The 13,164-nt window shown below is 28.3% G+C and carries 13 protein-coding genes and 1 tRNA gene; 7 read left to right on the top strand and 7 right to left on the bottom strand.

Annotation, left to right across the window (positions count from 1 at the left end; translation table 11 throughout):
* Nucleotides 1-57 precede the first annotated feature (57 nt).
* From AB0T67_RS09150 to AB0T67_RS09165, 4 genes are all read left to right on the top strand, one after another.
* Entirely contained in the window at nt 58-249 is a 192-nt protein-coding gene (locus tag AB0T67_RS09150; RefSeq protein WP_101903235.1) for a cold-shock protein, read from the top strand.
* Between the two features lie 171 nt (nt 250-420).
* Nucleotides 421-921: a 30S ribosomal protein S16 gene (locus AB0T67_RS09155; RefSeq protein WP_369220056.1), complete on the top strand. Its 501-nt coding sequence runs from the start codon at nt 421-423 to the stop codon at nt 919-921.
* Between the two features lie 21 nt (nt 922-942).
* Nucleotides 943-1,470, top strand: coding sequence for a ribosome maturation factor RimM (gene rimM, locus AB0T67_RS09160; RefSeq protein WP_271232173.1), 528 nt, complete (start codon nt 943-945; stop codon nt 1,468-1,470).
* A gap of 438 nt (nt 1,471-1,908) precedes the next feature.
* A complete protein-coding gene (locus tag AB0T67_RS09165) occupies nt 1,909-2,499 on the top strand; it encodes a PhnA domain-containing protein (protein ID WP_369220057.1) in 591 nt (196 codons plus the stop codon).
* A gap of 200 nt (nt 2,500-2,699) precedes the next feature.
* Here AB0T67_RS09165 and AB0T67_RS09170 read toward each other — a convergent pair whose 3' ends face one another.
* Together AB0T67_RS09170 and AB0T67_RS09175 are read right to left on the bottom strand one after the other, a co-directional pair.
* Complete coding sequence (locus tag AB0T67_RS09170) at nt 2,700-3,749, bottom strand: nucleoid-associated protein (RefSeq protein WP_101903232.1); 1,050 nt, start codon at nt 3,747-3,749, stop codon at nt 2,700-2,702.
* Nucleotides 3,750-3,782: 33 nt separating this feature from the next.
* Nucleotides 3,783-4,382 (bottom strand): ribonuclease HII, encoded by a 600-nt coding sequence (locus AB0T67_RS09175; protein WP_369220058.1) that lies wholly within the window; start codon nt 4,380-4,382, stop codon nt 3,783-3,785.
* Between the two features lie 70 nt (nt 4,383-4,452).
* On the opposite strand from AB0T67_RS09175, the gene AB0T67_RS09180 reads away from it, so the two are divergent.
* Nucleotides 4,453-6,417 carry a putative porin gene (locus AB0T67_RS09180; protein WP_369220059.1) on the top strand — a complete coding sequence of 655 codons (1,965 nt, stop codon included), beginning with the start codon at nt 4,453-4,455 and terminating at the stop codon, nt 6,415-6,417.
* Between the two features lie 228 nt (nt 6,418-6,645).
* On the opposite strand, the gene nhaC is transcribed toward AB0T67_RS09180, so the two are convergent.
* A complete protein-coding gene (nhaC, locus tag AB0T67_RS09185; RefSeq protein ID WP_271230799.1) occupies nt 6,646-8,130 on the bottom strand; it encodes a Na+/H+ antiporter NhaC in 1,485 nt (494 codons plus the stop codon).
* A gap of 512 nt (nt 8,131-8,642) precedes the next feature.
* On the opposite strand from nhaC, the gene AB0T67_RS09190 reads away from it, so the two are divergent.
* Entirely contained in the window at nt 8,643-9,101 is a 459-nt protein-coding gene (locus tag AB0T67_RS09190) for an Lrp/AsnC family transcriptional regulator (protein WP_271230798.1), read from the top strand.
* 68 nt (nt 9,102-9,169) lie between these two features.
* Here the strand turns inward: AB0T67_RS09190 and AB0T67_RS09195 are convergent, their stop codons facing one another.
* Complete coding sequence (locus tag AB0T67_RS09195; protein ID WP_369220060.1) at nt 9,170-10,558, bottom strand: dipeptidase; 1,389 nt, start codon at nt 10,556-10,558, stop codon at nt 9,170-9,172.
* 94 nt (nt 10,559-10,652) lie between these two features.
* On the opposite strand from AB0T67_RS09195, the gene AB0T67_RS09200 reads away from it, so the two are divergent.
* Nucleotides 10,653-10,734: transfer RNA gene (locus AB0T67_RS09200), tRNA-Leu, on the top strand.
* A 52-nt stretch (nt 10,735-10,786) separates the two neighbouring features.
* On the opposite strand, the gene AB0T67_RS09205 is transcribed toward AB0T67_RS09200, so the two are convergent.
* From AB0T67_RS09205 to AB0T67_RS09215, 3 genes are read right to left on the bottom strand one after another with little or no spacing between them, the layout of a single operon-like run.
* On the bottom strand, nt 10,787-11,590 hold the full coding sequence (locus AB0T67_RS09205) for a DNA/RNA non-specific endonuclease (RefSeq protein WP_369220061.1): 804 nt from the start codon (nt 11,588-11,590) through the stop codon (nt 10,787-10,789).
* A complete protein-coding gene (locus tag AB0T67_RS09210) occupies nt 11,590-12,033 on the bottom strand; it encodes an acyl-CoA thioesterase (RefSeq protein ID WP_369220062.1) in 444 nt (147 codons plus the stop codon). The genes AB0T67_RS09205 and AB0T67_RS09210 overlap by 1 nt, the downstream gene beginning before the upstream one ends.
* A 48-nt stretch (nt 12,034-12,081) precedes the next feature.
* Complete coding sequence (locus AB0T67_RS09215) at nt 12,082-13,164, bottom strand: ABC transporter permease (RefSeq protein ID WP_369220063.1); 1,083 nt, start codon at nt 13,162-13,164, stop codon at nt 12,082-12,084.

The raw sequence follows: 13,164 nt of genomic DNA on the forward strand, positions 1-13,164 counted from the left end.
TTTAGACTAAATTATTAAAAGTATATTTGCGACATATTTAATATAATATTTTTTACAATGAAAGAAGGAACAATTAAGTTCTTTAACGAATCTAAAGGTTTTGGATTTGTTACAGAGTCAGGGTCAAACACAGAATATTTTGTACACGTATCAGGTTTAATCGATGAGGTTAGAGAAGGTGATACTGTAGAATTTGACCTTAAAGAAGGAAGAAAAGGATTAAATGCTGTTGATGTTAGAGTTTTATAACATTTAAACATAACTTATTTTCTTAAGAGCTTGGTATTCAAGCTCTTTTTTGTTGTATTAATGTTTGATTTTTGCTTTTTAATTAAAAATAAATTATACATTTGCATCCGCTTATCACGAGATGATAAGATTTATTAATAATAAAGGTCGAGAACCTTAAAAATTAAAATTATGCCTGTAAAAATTAGATTACAAAGACACGGAAAGAAAGGAAAACCTTTTTACTGGGTAGTAGCTGCTGATTCAAGAGCTAAAAGAGATGGACGTTTCTTAGAAAAAATTGGAACTTATAACCCTAACACTAACCCTGCAACTACTGACTTAAACGTTGATGTAGCTGTATCATGGTTAGAAAAAGGAGCACAGCCAACTGATACTGCTAGAACTATTTTATCTGATAAAGGAGTTTTATTAAAAAAGCATTTAGCTGGTGGAGTTAAAAAAGGAGCTTTAACACAAGAACAAGCAGATGCTAAATTTGCAGCTTGGTTAGAAGAAAAAACTGGTTTAGTTGCTACTAAAGTTGATGGTTTAGCTAAAGCTGAAGCAGATGCTAAAGCAAAAGCTTTAGAAGCTGAAAAAGCTGTAAATGCTGCACGTATTGCTGCTAACACACCTGTTGCTGATAGCGAAGAGGTTGTTGCTGAAAATGGAGCAGATAGCGAAGAATAAAAAAACTGTACTATAATGATGATGCAAAAAGAAGATTGCTTTTATCTTGGCAAAATCGTTAAAAAACATAGTTTTAAGGGAGAGGTAGTTATTAAGTTAGATACTGACGAACCCGATCTTTACGAAAATTTGGAATCAGTTTTTGTCGATTTAGGCAATAATCTGGTTCCTTTTTTTATTGAAAAATCTTCTTTAAGTAGAAGTACTATGTTTCGCGTAAAATTTGAAGATGTAGATACTGAAGCAGATGCAGATGCCATTATGCGAGCAGGAATTTATTTACCTTTAAATTTATTGCCAAAACTTTCAGGAAATAAGTTTTATTATCACGAAGTTATTGGTTTTACCATTGTTGATAAAAACTTTGGTGAAGTAGGTACTTTAGCATATATAAATGATAAAGCTGCTCAGCCTCTTTTTGAAATTGAAAATGGAGATATAGAGATTTTTATTCCTATGATTGACGATTTTATTAAGAAAGTAGATAAAGTGAATAAAGTTATTGAAGTTGAAACTCCTAAAGGATTAATTGAGTTATATTTTGAATAAATTTAAAATATAAAAAATCAGGATCTTTTAAGTCTTTTAATAAAAAAGAAACCTTGTTGTCTTAAGAAACAACAAGGTTTTTTTAATTATATGGGGGGTATAATTACATCACAAATATATCTAGATTAAATACATTCAAAGTGTTAAATCATGTAATTTGGATGATTTCGAACTAATTATTGTATTTAATTGTTGTTTTTTTAGAAAAAACAATGATTTTTAAACTGAAACTCTTTTTTATTATCTAAAATTGTTTATAATCTGATATAATTTAAGCCTAAATTATTAAGTGATTTTAATGATAATTTATTTTTAACTATTAATGTTATGTGTTTTTTTTGCGTAAATTTTGACTTTTATCTATCTAATAATTAATTTTCTAAATCTATAAGATAAAATAATAATGTACTTTTACAACTCATAATTTATAGTAAAAAAATGAGTTTATTACAAGAGTTAGAAGATAGAAGTGGAAAGCAATGTGAACTATGTGCTTCAAAAGAAAATTTATCAATTTATGAAGTAAAACCAATGCAAATTGGTGGTGTAGATGGAAGCTTATTAGCTTGTAATACTTGTATTGAACAAATTGACGACGCAGAAAAAACAGATGCTAATTACTGGCGTTGTTTAAATGATAGTATGTGGAGCGAATATAGAGCCGTAAAAGTAGTTGCTTGGAGAATGTTATCAAGACTTCGTAACGAAGGTTGGCCTCAAGATTTACTTGATATGTTATATTTAGAAGATGATGATTTACGTTTTGCTAAAGAAAGTGGAGACCATTTAGATGAAAGTGAAAAAATTATTCATAGAGATGCAAATGGTGCTATTTTACAAGCAGGTGATTCTGTTGTATTAATTAAAGATTTAAAAGTAAAAGGTTCTAGCATGGTAGCTAAACAAGGAACAGCTGTTCGAAGAATTTCTTTAGACCATGAAAATGCTAATTATATTGAAGGTAAGGTAGGACCTACTCAAATTGTAATTATTACTGATTATGTAAAGAAAATGTCTGAAAAAGAATAGTTTTTTATAAAATAAAACAAAAAAGCTGAAGTTTTAAAACTTCAGCTTTTTTGTTTAAAATAAAGTGTTTTTCAAGACAGATAAACGTCATGCTGAATTTATTTCAGCATCGCATCAACAGGAAAACTACGGCAAATTAGAATGCGAACCTGAACTAAATTCAGGTTGACGGATGCGATTCTTTATTTTTCTGTGTTTTTTTATTTTTCAGTATTGTAAAAAACTTTGTAGTATTTCATTTTTTTATCTTCGTCATAACCTTGTTCTAAGTAATCTGAAGAAGCATCAGGAGCATCAATATCAATTTTAATTTGAATATTGGTATCTAATTTAATTTCAGTTTTAAATTTGCTTTTTTCTTTCTTTAAAACAACATCAGAAACTTCAAAATTATTACGAATTAAAACATCATTTAACTTTTCAAAATGTTTTTTGTAGTCTTCAAACATTCCTTGATGTTTATCATCTTCAAAAACTTCTTCTTTAAATTTGTGATAGTCTACATCTTCATTTTCTTTGAAATAATCAACGGTGCTGGCTAAGAAATTACTTTGTTCTTGTTTACCAAATTCAGGTTTGATGATTTCTTCAGAAAAATCTTTACACATCTCTAAATAATTTTGAGTATGTAAGTTTCTATCATCTGCAAATTTTGCGTTTAAGAAATTTTTAATCCAATATTGGGCATCATAATTATTATTATCAACAGATAAAATTACAGTTCCTTCTGCATCTGTAGAATTTACAATTAAACAACCTTTGTCTAATTTTTTAGTTGAAATTCCTTTTTGAACTACTACATCAAAACTATCATCATCTAAATAAGTTTGTAAAAAATCTACTTTACTTTCAATTTTAAAAACACCAACAGCATCTGTAAGAATATCTTTATATTCGATGTTTTCAAAATAAACAACAAGTACATCACCAGTTTTTATATTTGCAGAATTTGATTGCTCATATAAATGATTTACAATATTTTTTGAATGCTCAATAAATGTTTCATTATTGTCAAAAATATCAGAAGTATATTTGTTAATTTCGTTTAAACGAACATCAGCATGATGCTTAAAACGATAACTTTGTGTAACTGTTCCAAAGTTTTTTAATAAAAAAGGCATCAGTAATTCGTAACTTTCTTCATCAAAACGAACTAAACTTTCTGAAAAAGCATTTTGACCGCTATTATACTTATTAGCAACTTTATGAATAATACATTTGCTAATTTCTGCACGTGTTCTTTTAATCATCTTCTAAGTTATTGGATGACAAAAATAAAGAAACTAAAGCTTTAATTTAAGTTGTTCGGGAAGTAATTTAAAAGTCTTTCTATGATAAGGAGTTATACCAAATTCACGAATAGCATTTCTATGCTCTTTTGTAGGATATCCTTTGTTTTTTTTCCAGTTGTATTGCGGATATTCTTTATGGATTTTCTCCATATATTCATCTCGATATGTTTTTGCTAAAACAGATGCCGCAGCAATACTCATAAATTTGGCATCACCTTTTACAATTGTTTCGTGTGGGATATCTTTATAAGGTTTGAATTTATTTCCATCAACAATAATAAATTCTGGTTGTACGGAAAGTTTCGCAATAGAGCGATGCATACCAGTTATAGAAGCTTGTAAAACATTTATTTCATCAACTTCCTGATGACTAACAAAAGCAACGCCATACGCTAAGGCATGTTTTTCAATATATGGGCGTAATTCTTGGCGTTTTTTTTCTGAAAGTTGTTTGGAATCATTCAAAAAATCATGTTTAAAATTTTCAGGTAAAATAACGGCAGCAGCTACCACAGGACCACTTAAGCAACCTCTACCAGCTTCATCCGTTCCTGTTTCTAATTTGTATTGACTATAATTTAATTTTAGCATGCTACAAATTAACAGTTTTCAAAGAAAATATTCACAATTTTTGTCGTTTAATTATTTTACTTTTGTAGTTATGAAGAGATTTTTTGTAGTGTTTTTTTGTTTATTATGTACTCAATTGTTTTATGCTCAAATAAGACAGTTTGAAGGTGGGAGAAATGGATTAAATAAAGGAGGTTTAAATAGAAATTTAGACTCTATATCTGATAATGAAATTAGTGTAAAGCTTAGCGGAAAAACAAAGTATACCGACTATAAAATTATATCATTTAAAAATGATACCACAATTATTGATACTACACTAACTCTAAAAAAACATTATAAATTTAATGCTTTAAGAAAAGATAATTTTGAATTATTAGAATTTCATAATCAAGGACAAACGTTTAATAATTTAGCTTATAATTTTACAGATATTTCTCAATTTCCTGATATTGGTTTTCGTGCCAAACAGTTTAATTATTTTGAAATTGAAGATGTTGATTACTATCATGTACCAACACCCACAACTGAAGCAATGTACAGAACAGGTTTACAACAAGGACAAGTTTTAGACATGTTATTTACTACTAATTTTTCAAAACGATTTAATGTAGGAATAGCTTATAAAGGAATTCGTTCATTAGGTGCTTACAGGCGTTCATTGGCTAGTAGTGGTAATTTTAGGCTTAGTTTTAGTTACGAAAGCCCAAAGGGACAATATGCAATAAGAGGACAGGCTGTTAATCAAGATATTTTAAATCAAGAAAATGGTGGTTTAACAGATGATTCTTTAGTTTCTTTTTTAAATAATGATCCTAATTTTAGTGGTGATAGAGGAAGGTTAGATATTAATTTAAATGATGCAGAAAATAATTTAGAAGCAAAACGATTACATTTTGAACATACTTTTAAATTACTATCAGTAAAAGATAGTTTACATCAAAAAGATTTTTCTAATTTAAAAATTGGACACTCGTTTACAAGAGATTCTAAATATTATAACTTTAAACAAGCATCTGTTACTCCTTTGGTTTTTGGTGAAGCTCCTACAATAGGAAGTGTAAATGATAGAACAAATTTTTTATTATATAATAATAATGTGTTTTTAGATTTTAATTCTAAATATGTACTAGGAACTTTTAGAGTACATACAGGTTATACAACGTATAATTATGGTTATGAAAACTTACAAAATAATGTTGTTGGAATTACTAAAAATAAATTAAAAGGAAAAGCAGTTTCTTTTGGAGCTAATTGGAAAGGAAAAATTAAAAACTTTTATATAAATAGCTCGGGTGATATAACTCCAGGTAAAGGAAGGCTTTCAGGTAGTAATTTAAAAGTAGAAGCATTTTATAAAAAAGATAGTATAGTAACGATTAAAGGACATTTAGAAATTAGTAATAAACTACCAAATTTTAATTTTTTATTACATCAAAGTACTTACAATAAGTATAATTGGGAAAATAATTTTGCATCTGTAGGAACAAGAAGTTTAGGAGGAACAATTGAATCTAAATGGATAAATGCATCAGTAAATGTTACAAATATTAATAATTACACTTATTTTGATGCTAATAGCTTACCAAAACAATTTTCAGGAAATGTAAATTATTTGAAAGCGAAAGTATCAAAAGAATTTAGCCTTGGTAAATTTGCTTTAGATAATACATTAATGTATCAAAAAGTAGCAAACGGAAATACAGTATTTAGAGTACCTGATTTTGTAACTAGAAATACTATTTATTATTCTGATAATTGGTTTAAAGGAAATCCGTTATTTGTACAAATAGGAGCTACATTTAAATATTTTTCTAAATATAAAGCAAATGCATATAATCCTTTATTATCAGAATTTACTTTACAAAATGATACTGAAATAGGCTATCCAACAGTTGATTTATTTTTTAATGGAAGAGTACGTAGAACACGTATTTATTTTAAAGCAGATAATGTGAGTTCTTTTGTTTTAAAGAAAGATTATTTATCAGCACCTAATAATCCGTATAGAGATTTTACAATTCGTTTTGGAGTTGTTTGGAACTGGTTTATCTAATATAAACCTTTATTTTTTTATCAATTTAAAATTAAAATAACTTTGTCTTGCAATTAATCTTTAAAAAACTGCCATTCATCTAATAGTTTTAAAAAGAAGGATAAAACGTACTATTTTTACAGTATAAGTTAATCGTTTTATATAACTTACTTTTGAAAAGAAGCAATCCGGGGGGATGCTTCTTTTTTAGATATCAAAAAGCCTCACGTTTAAAAGTGAGGCTTTTTATTATTTTTTTGATATTTCTCTAATTTTAATTCTAAAAGCAGCAAAAAGCAATGTCATAAACGGGCTTAGCCAGTTAAACATAGCAAAAAAAGCATAATCAACAACAGGTACTCCTAGTACTCCAGAATGATAAGCTCCACAGGTATTCCATGGAATTAAAACAGAGGTTACCGTTCCTGAATCTTCTAAAGTTCTACTTAAATTTTCAGGAGCTAATCCTTTGTCTCTATATGCTTTTGCATACATTTTACCCGGAACTACAATTGCTAAGTATTGATCAGATGCTGTAAAGTTTAAACCAATACAAGTTGCTACAGTACTTGCAAATAATCCAAAAACTGAATCAAATAAACCTAACATAAAACTACTTATTCTTGCTAATGCTCCAATTGCATCCATAATTCCACCAAAAACCATTGCTAATAAAATTAACCAAACAGTTCCTAACATTTTTTTCATACCTCCTGCAGTAAATAAATCTTTTAAAACTTCATTATCTGTGGCAACAGATGTTTCAACTGTTATTGCTTGCATTATTCCTTTGTAAGCAGCATTAAAATCTAATACTTTTACACCAGCTATTTGTGCCACCACTTCTGGTTGAAAAATTAAAGCAAATACACCTCCTAAAAGTGTTCCTCCTAATAAAGCAATTAAGGGTGGCGTCTTTTTTATAATTAATATGATTACAAATACAGGTACTAAAAATAACCAAGGAGTAATATTAAAAGCTTTATTAATATCTATTAACATACCTTGAGTATCAGCTTCTCCTGTGGCTGTTTGAGTAAAACCTAAAATGATAAAAAATACTATACTTACTACAAAGGTAGGTATTGTGGTATATGCCATATAGCGTATATGTGTAAATAAATCTGTTCCTGCCATTGCAGGTGCTAAATTTGTAGTATCAGACATTGGAGACATTTTATCTCCAAAATAAGCTCCTGATAAAACGGCTCCAGCAGTCATTCCTAATGAAATACCTAAAGCCTCACCAATTCCAATTAATGCAATACCTACTGTAGCAGAAGTAGTCCAAGAACTTCCTGTGGCAATAGAAATTACAGCACTTATAATTAAGCAAGCAACTAAAAATATTGTGGGATTTAAAACCTGTAAACCATAATAAATCATGGATGGAATAATACCACTAATCAACCAAGTACCCGCTAAAGAACCAACCATTAGTAATATTAAAATAGCACCTACTGTTGATTTTATATTTTCAGCAACCTCTTCCATCATTCTTTCGTAAGATACTTTGTTTTTAAAACCTACGATAGCTGCAACACCTCCTCCTAATAATAGTATAAATTGATTACTTCCACTTAAAGCATCATCACCATATATAAAAACATTATAAGCTAACATAATTACTAAAGCAAATACAGGTATTAAGGCTTCCCAGATACTTAATTCTTTATTATCAATAATTTTTTGGTCTTTTATTTTAATTTCAGATAGGTTTTTATCGTCTTGCATTTGTCATTTTTTTAGATATGTAATGTTACGATTTTGTAAAGAATTATACAAGTAGAATCAGTTTACAACATTTGTTTAGTAAAAAAAATATTCAGTCTTTTTTTAACTTATTATTTATGATGAAATAGTTTATATAATATCGCCTTACTAAAAGTATTTTATTTTACTTTTATGATACTAATAATACTTGATTTATAGGTGTTTATAAATGAGTTTCTTATTCGTTAATTACAATGTTTTTTATTAAAGATGATTATATTTTTTTTCTTAATTGTAAAAAGTCAGTTTTAAGTTAAGTGAAAATTGTTAATTCTTTTGTGTTTAAATACTCAATTAGGCTTTTAAAGTTATTAGATTCTATTTATTATCATTATATTATTTTCTTTTTAGTATTATTTAATAAGTAATATTAAAAATATTAAAAGGATTCATTTGATAATTTTTTATAAGATTATGTGTATAAATTTTTTAAATTTGATGAACCTTAGTTTTAAAAGTATAAAATTTTTCAGATGAAATTAGATTCGATAGATAAAAAACTTTTAGTATTACTTCAAAAAGATAGTAAACAAACAACAAAACAACTTTCTTTACATTTAGGACTTTCGGTAACTGCTGTTTATGAGCGTATAAAAAAGTTAGAACGAGAAGAAGTAATAACACAATATGTAGCTTTATTAAATAAAAATAAAATAGGGAAAGATTTTTTAGTTTTTTGTCATTTAAAACTAGAAAAGCATACTAAAGAATATATTGTTGTTTTTGAAAGAGAAATAAATAAGCTAGAAGAGGTAACTGAGTGTTTTCATGTAAGTGGAGAATACGATTATATTTTAAAAGTATATGTAAAAGATATGGATGAGTATCGTAATTTTATGGTAAATAAATTAACCGTATTAAAACATATAAGAAGTACACATAGTACATTTACTATTGGAAAAGTTAAAGAATCTAATACAATAGTTTTATAAAATATTTTTTTTGATAAAAAACAGCCTTGATTCAAACTCAAGGCTATTTTATTAGTTTTTTAAAGGATTTATTTAGATAATTCTGTAAAATATTTATAAAAATAAGGAATTGTTTCAATTCCTTTTAGGTAGTTCCAAACTCCAAAATGTTCGTTTGGTGAGTGAATTGCATCAGAATTTAATCCAAATCCCATTAAAATACTTTTACTTTTTAATTCTTCTTCAAATAAAGCTACAATAGGAATACTTCCTCCGCTACGTTGTGGAATAGGAGTTTTACCAAATGTTTCGGTATATGCTTTACTTGCTGCTTTATAACCGATATTATCAATAGGAGTAACGTATGCTTGTCCTCCGTGATGTGGAGTAACTTTTACTTTTACCGATTTTGGAGCGATGCTTTCAAAATGATTTTTAAATAATTCTGTAATAGCTCTCCAATCTTGATTAGGCACTAAACGCATTGAAATTTTAGCATATGCTTTAGATGCAATTACTGTTTTTGCACCTTCACCAGTATAACCACCCCAAATTCCGTTTACATCTAATGTTGGTCTAATAGAATTACGTTCGTTGGTTGTGTATCCTTTTTCACCATAAATATCATCAATATCTAAGGCATCTTTATAAGCATCAACAGAAAAAGGAGCTTTTGCCATTTCATCACGTTCTTCACGAGATAATTCTTCTACATCATCGTAAAAACCAGGAATAGTAATATGATTGTTTTCATCTTGTAATGAAGCAATCATTTTTGTTAAAATATTAATAGGATTAGCAACAGTACCACCATATAAACCAGAGTGTAAATCTCTGTTTGGTCCTGTAATTTCTACTTCAACATAACTTAAACCACGTAAACCTGTTGTTATTGATGGAATGTCGTTAGCTATCATTCCTGTATCAGAAATTAAAATAACGTCGTTTGCTAATTTTTCTTTATTTCTAGGTACAAACCATGATAAGCTTTCAGAACCAACTTCTTCTTCACCTTCAATCATAAATTTTACATTACAAGGTAAGTTACCTGTATTTGTCATGTATTCTAAAGCTTTTACATGCATATACATTTGCCCTTTATCATCACAAGCACCACGAGCAAAAATTGCCCCTTCAGGATGAATATCTGTTTTTTTAATAACAGGTTCAAAAGGCGGTGAAGTCCATAATTCAATAGGGTCTGCAGGTTGTACATCATAATGACCATATATTAAAATAGTAGGTAAAGTAGGGTCAATTATTTTTTCACCATAAATAATAGGATAGCCAGGAGTTTCACAAATTTCTACTTTATCACATCCAGCTTTTTCTAAACTATTTTTAACAACATCAGCGGTATTTAATACATCTTTTTTATAAGTAGGATCTGCACTTACTGATGGTATTTTTAATAAATCGATAAGCTCATTTATAAATCTATCTTTATGTTGAGCAATATATTCTTGAACGTTTTCCATGTGTTGTTTTTAGTCTATTACAAAAATAATAAAAAAAATGTGCTTCTGCTTTGTAGTTTGTAAGTATTGTTTATATTTGCACCCACAATAAACTGCGGGTGTGGTGGAATTGGTAGACACGCCAGACTTAGGATCTGGTGCCGCAAGGTGTGAGAGTTCGAGTCTCTTTGCCCGTACAAAAAAGCTTCTCATTTATGAGAAGCTTTTTTTATGCTATAAATTTAAAAATTATCTAAAGCTCCAAGCTTTGTAATTACTAGAACTTTCTAGTTTCTCTTCAATATCATCTGGTAAGGCAGGAAAAAAATCAATACCTGTTTTTTCTTCTAAATCATCAATAGAAATAACATAATCATATAATGGTTTTGCACTTTTTTTATGAGGTATTAAAAAAGCGATAGCTTTAACTTCGGGTCCTGTATAATCTAATATTATTTTATAAAATTCAGTAGGAATAGAAACTTTATCACGACCAATAGTTCTTAAATCATCTTTTAAAATACCACCAGTTACAATATATATATTGTCATATTTTTTTGCCCAATATCTTGATTTTTCTTCTAATCGTAGCCAAATACCTGCATTAAAACTATGTCTTTGAGGTGTAATATTAGAAGTATAAAAAGTTTCTTTAAAAGCTTCTTTAGAATATTTTTTATCTGCTGCAGGACATAAATGTCCTTTGTCATATCCCGATTTTTTATAGCTTTTATAATTAGCAGACCTTGTTTTTACCTTAGGGTCATTAATAAAATAAGGGCGATTAATTTTTGTTGTACGAATATCGTTTTTACTTAATGAATAAGCTACCCATTCTGCCTGTTCATGTTTTTCGTTATAAGATAATTGATACCCATCATGTTTTACGATAACTCCTGTTGTTGAGGTTGGTAAATAGTTAAAATCACCTATGTTTATTTGGTCTGTCGGTTCAACTTGTATCGAGTTTCCATTAGGGTTTTTGTTAATAAAATAACCTGCAATAAGTACAATAATACCAACTATTAATTTTATTTTTTTTGATGTAATCATTAATTCTTTAATATAATTTCTTTAAAATCTTCGGTTTTTTCGACTGTGTTAAATATTGTTTGAAACTTAACAGGAGGAACAGTTAATTTTCGTTTTACTAAATCTAACCAAGCACCGTAAACTGTTATTATTGCTGATAATTTTCCTACTTCATTAAAAACTTCATGTTGAATTTTCCAACGTTCACCTTTGTTTGATAATCCTATTATTTTTAAATTTACAGTAATATCTGTACCCATATGGATTTCACTTAAAAACTTGGTGTTTTCTTCAAATAAAATAGGGCCTATTTTTTCTTTAGAAAAATCTTGAACAGTAATATTATGTTCTTTAAAAAATCGTAATCTAACTTCGGCTGCATAATCATTATATGCGGTGTGTCGCATATGTATATTGGCATCAAAATCTGCCCATCTTGTTTTAAAAGGTACATTAAAACTCATTTGTATTTTTTTTAAGAAAAACGAAAGTACAAAATAAAGCCTCTTAAATTAAGATTTAACATCTAAAGCATCACGAAGTGTATTTCCTATTAGCATAAAAGCCATTACTAAACTCATAATTGCTAATCCAGGAATTAAGGCTAAAAAAGGTTTTCCTAAAATGATATAATTATAATGATTTTTAATCATAGCGCCCCAAGATGGAGTAGGAGGTTGTGCTCCAATTCCTAAGAAACTTAAACCGCTTTCAATTAAAATTGCAGCTGCAAAATTAGCTGCAGATATTACAATTATCGGAGCTAAAATATTAGGTAAAATATGCTTGAAAATAATTCTAAAATCAGAAAAACCTAAGGCTTTTGCAGCTTCTACATATTGTTGTTGTTTGGTGGTAATAACTTGTCCTCGTACTACACGAGCAACTTCTACCCACATGGTTAATCCTACTGCAATAAATACTTGCCAAAATCCTTTTCCTAAAGCTAAAGTGATAGCAATAACCAATAATAAAGTAGGAATAGACCAAGTAATATTGATAATCCACATAATAAAATTATCAACTTTCCCACCAAAATAACCTGCAATTGCTCCAATAGGAATCCCGATTAAAAGCGATATAAAAACAGCTATAAATCCGATAAAAAAAGAAATTCGTGCTCCAATTAATAAGCGACTTAATAAATCTCGTCCATATTTATCTGTTCCAAACCAAAATGTTTTTTGTTGAATATATTTTTTAGGTTCATTTTTAAATAAAGACAGCGGATATACTTTTGATAAACCATCCGAATATTTTAAAACCTCTAATTGATTATTTTTTAATTGATATGACTTTATAGGAATTTCTGTAGCAACATTTTTTTTTCCATCCATAAAAACTGAAAACCACGATTCCGATTCTTTTGATTTTGACGGAATACTAAGCATCAATACTGAAAATCCAGGTGATTTTGAGTGAATTTCTAAATGCATTTGGTTTGCTGAATTACTATTGTCAGGAGCAATTACATAGCAAAAAACAGCAATTAATCCACAGAAAATAATAAACCAAAAGCTACATAAACCTATTTTACTTTGTTTAAATTTTTGAATGGCTAATTGCCATAACGAATTTGGTTTTTTAGAGTTCAA

The organism is Tenacibaculum salmonis (assembly GCF_041053065.1).
Taxonomy (GTDB): domain Bacteria; phylum Bacteroidota; class Bacteroidia; order Flavobacteriales; family Flavobacteriaceae; genus Polaribacter; species Polaribacter pacificus_A.

What these genes read in the sequence shown, in the direction of transcription:
- AB0T67_RS09150 (WP_101903235.1), top strand. Translation starts at nt 58, where the DNA reads ATGAAAGAAGGAACAATTAAGTTCTTTAACGAATCTAAAGGTTTTGGA.
- AB0T67_RS09155 (WP_369220056.1), top strand. Translation starts at nt 421, where the DNA reads ATGCCTGTAAAAATTAGATTACAAAGACACGGAAAGAAAGGAAAACCT.
- rimM (WP_271232173.1), top strand. Translation starts at nt 943, where the DNA reads ATGCAAAAAGAAGATTGCTTTTATCTTGGCAAAATCGTTAAAAAACAT.
- AB0T67_RS09165 (WP_369220057.1), top strand. Translation starts at nt 1,909, where the DNA reads ATGAGTTTATTACAAGAGTTAGAAGATAGAAGTGGAAAGCAATGTGAA.
- AB0T67_RS09170 (WP_101903232.1), bottom strand. Translation starts at nt 3,749, where the DNA reads ATGATTAAAAGAACACGTGCAGAAATTAGCAAATGTATTATTCATAAA.
- AB0T67_RS09175 (WP_369220058.1), bottom strand. Translation starts at nt 4,382, where the DNA reads ATGCTAAAATTAAATTATAGTCAATACAAATTAGAAACAGGAACGGAT.
- AB0T67_RS09180 (WP_369220059.1), top strand. Translation starts at nt 4,453, where the DNA reads ATGAAGAGATTTTTTGTAGTGTTTTTTTGTTTATTATGTACTCAATTG.
- nhaC (WP_271230799.1), bottom strand. Translation starts at nt 8,130, where the DNA reads ATGCAAGACGATAAAAACCTATCTGAAATTAAAATAAAAGACCAAAAA.
- AB0T67_RS09190 (WP_271230798.1), top strand. Translation starts at nt 8,643, where the DNA reads ATGAAATTAGATTCGATAGATAAAAAACTTTTAGTATTACTTCAAAAA.
- AB0T67_RS09195 (WP_369220060.1), bottom strand. Translation starts at nt 10,558, where the DNA reads ATGGAAAACGTTCAAGAATATATTGCTCAACATAAAGATAGATTTATA.
- AB0T67_RS09205 (WP_369220061.1), bottom strand. Translation starts at nt 11,590, where the DNA reads ATGATTACATCAAAAAAAATAAAATTAATAGTTGGTATTATTGTACTT.
- AB0T67_RS09210 (WP_369220062.1), bottom strand. Translation starts at nt 12,033, where the DNA reads ATGAGTTTTAATGTACCTTTTAAAACAAGATGGGCAGATTTTGATGCC.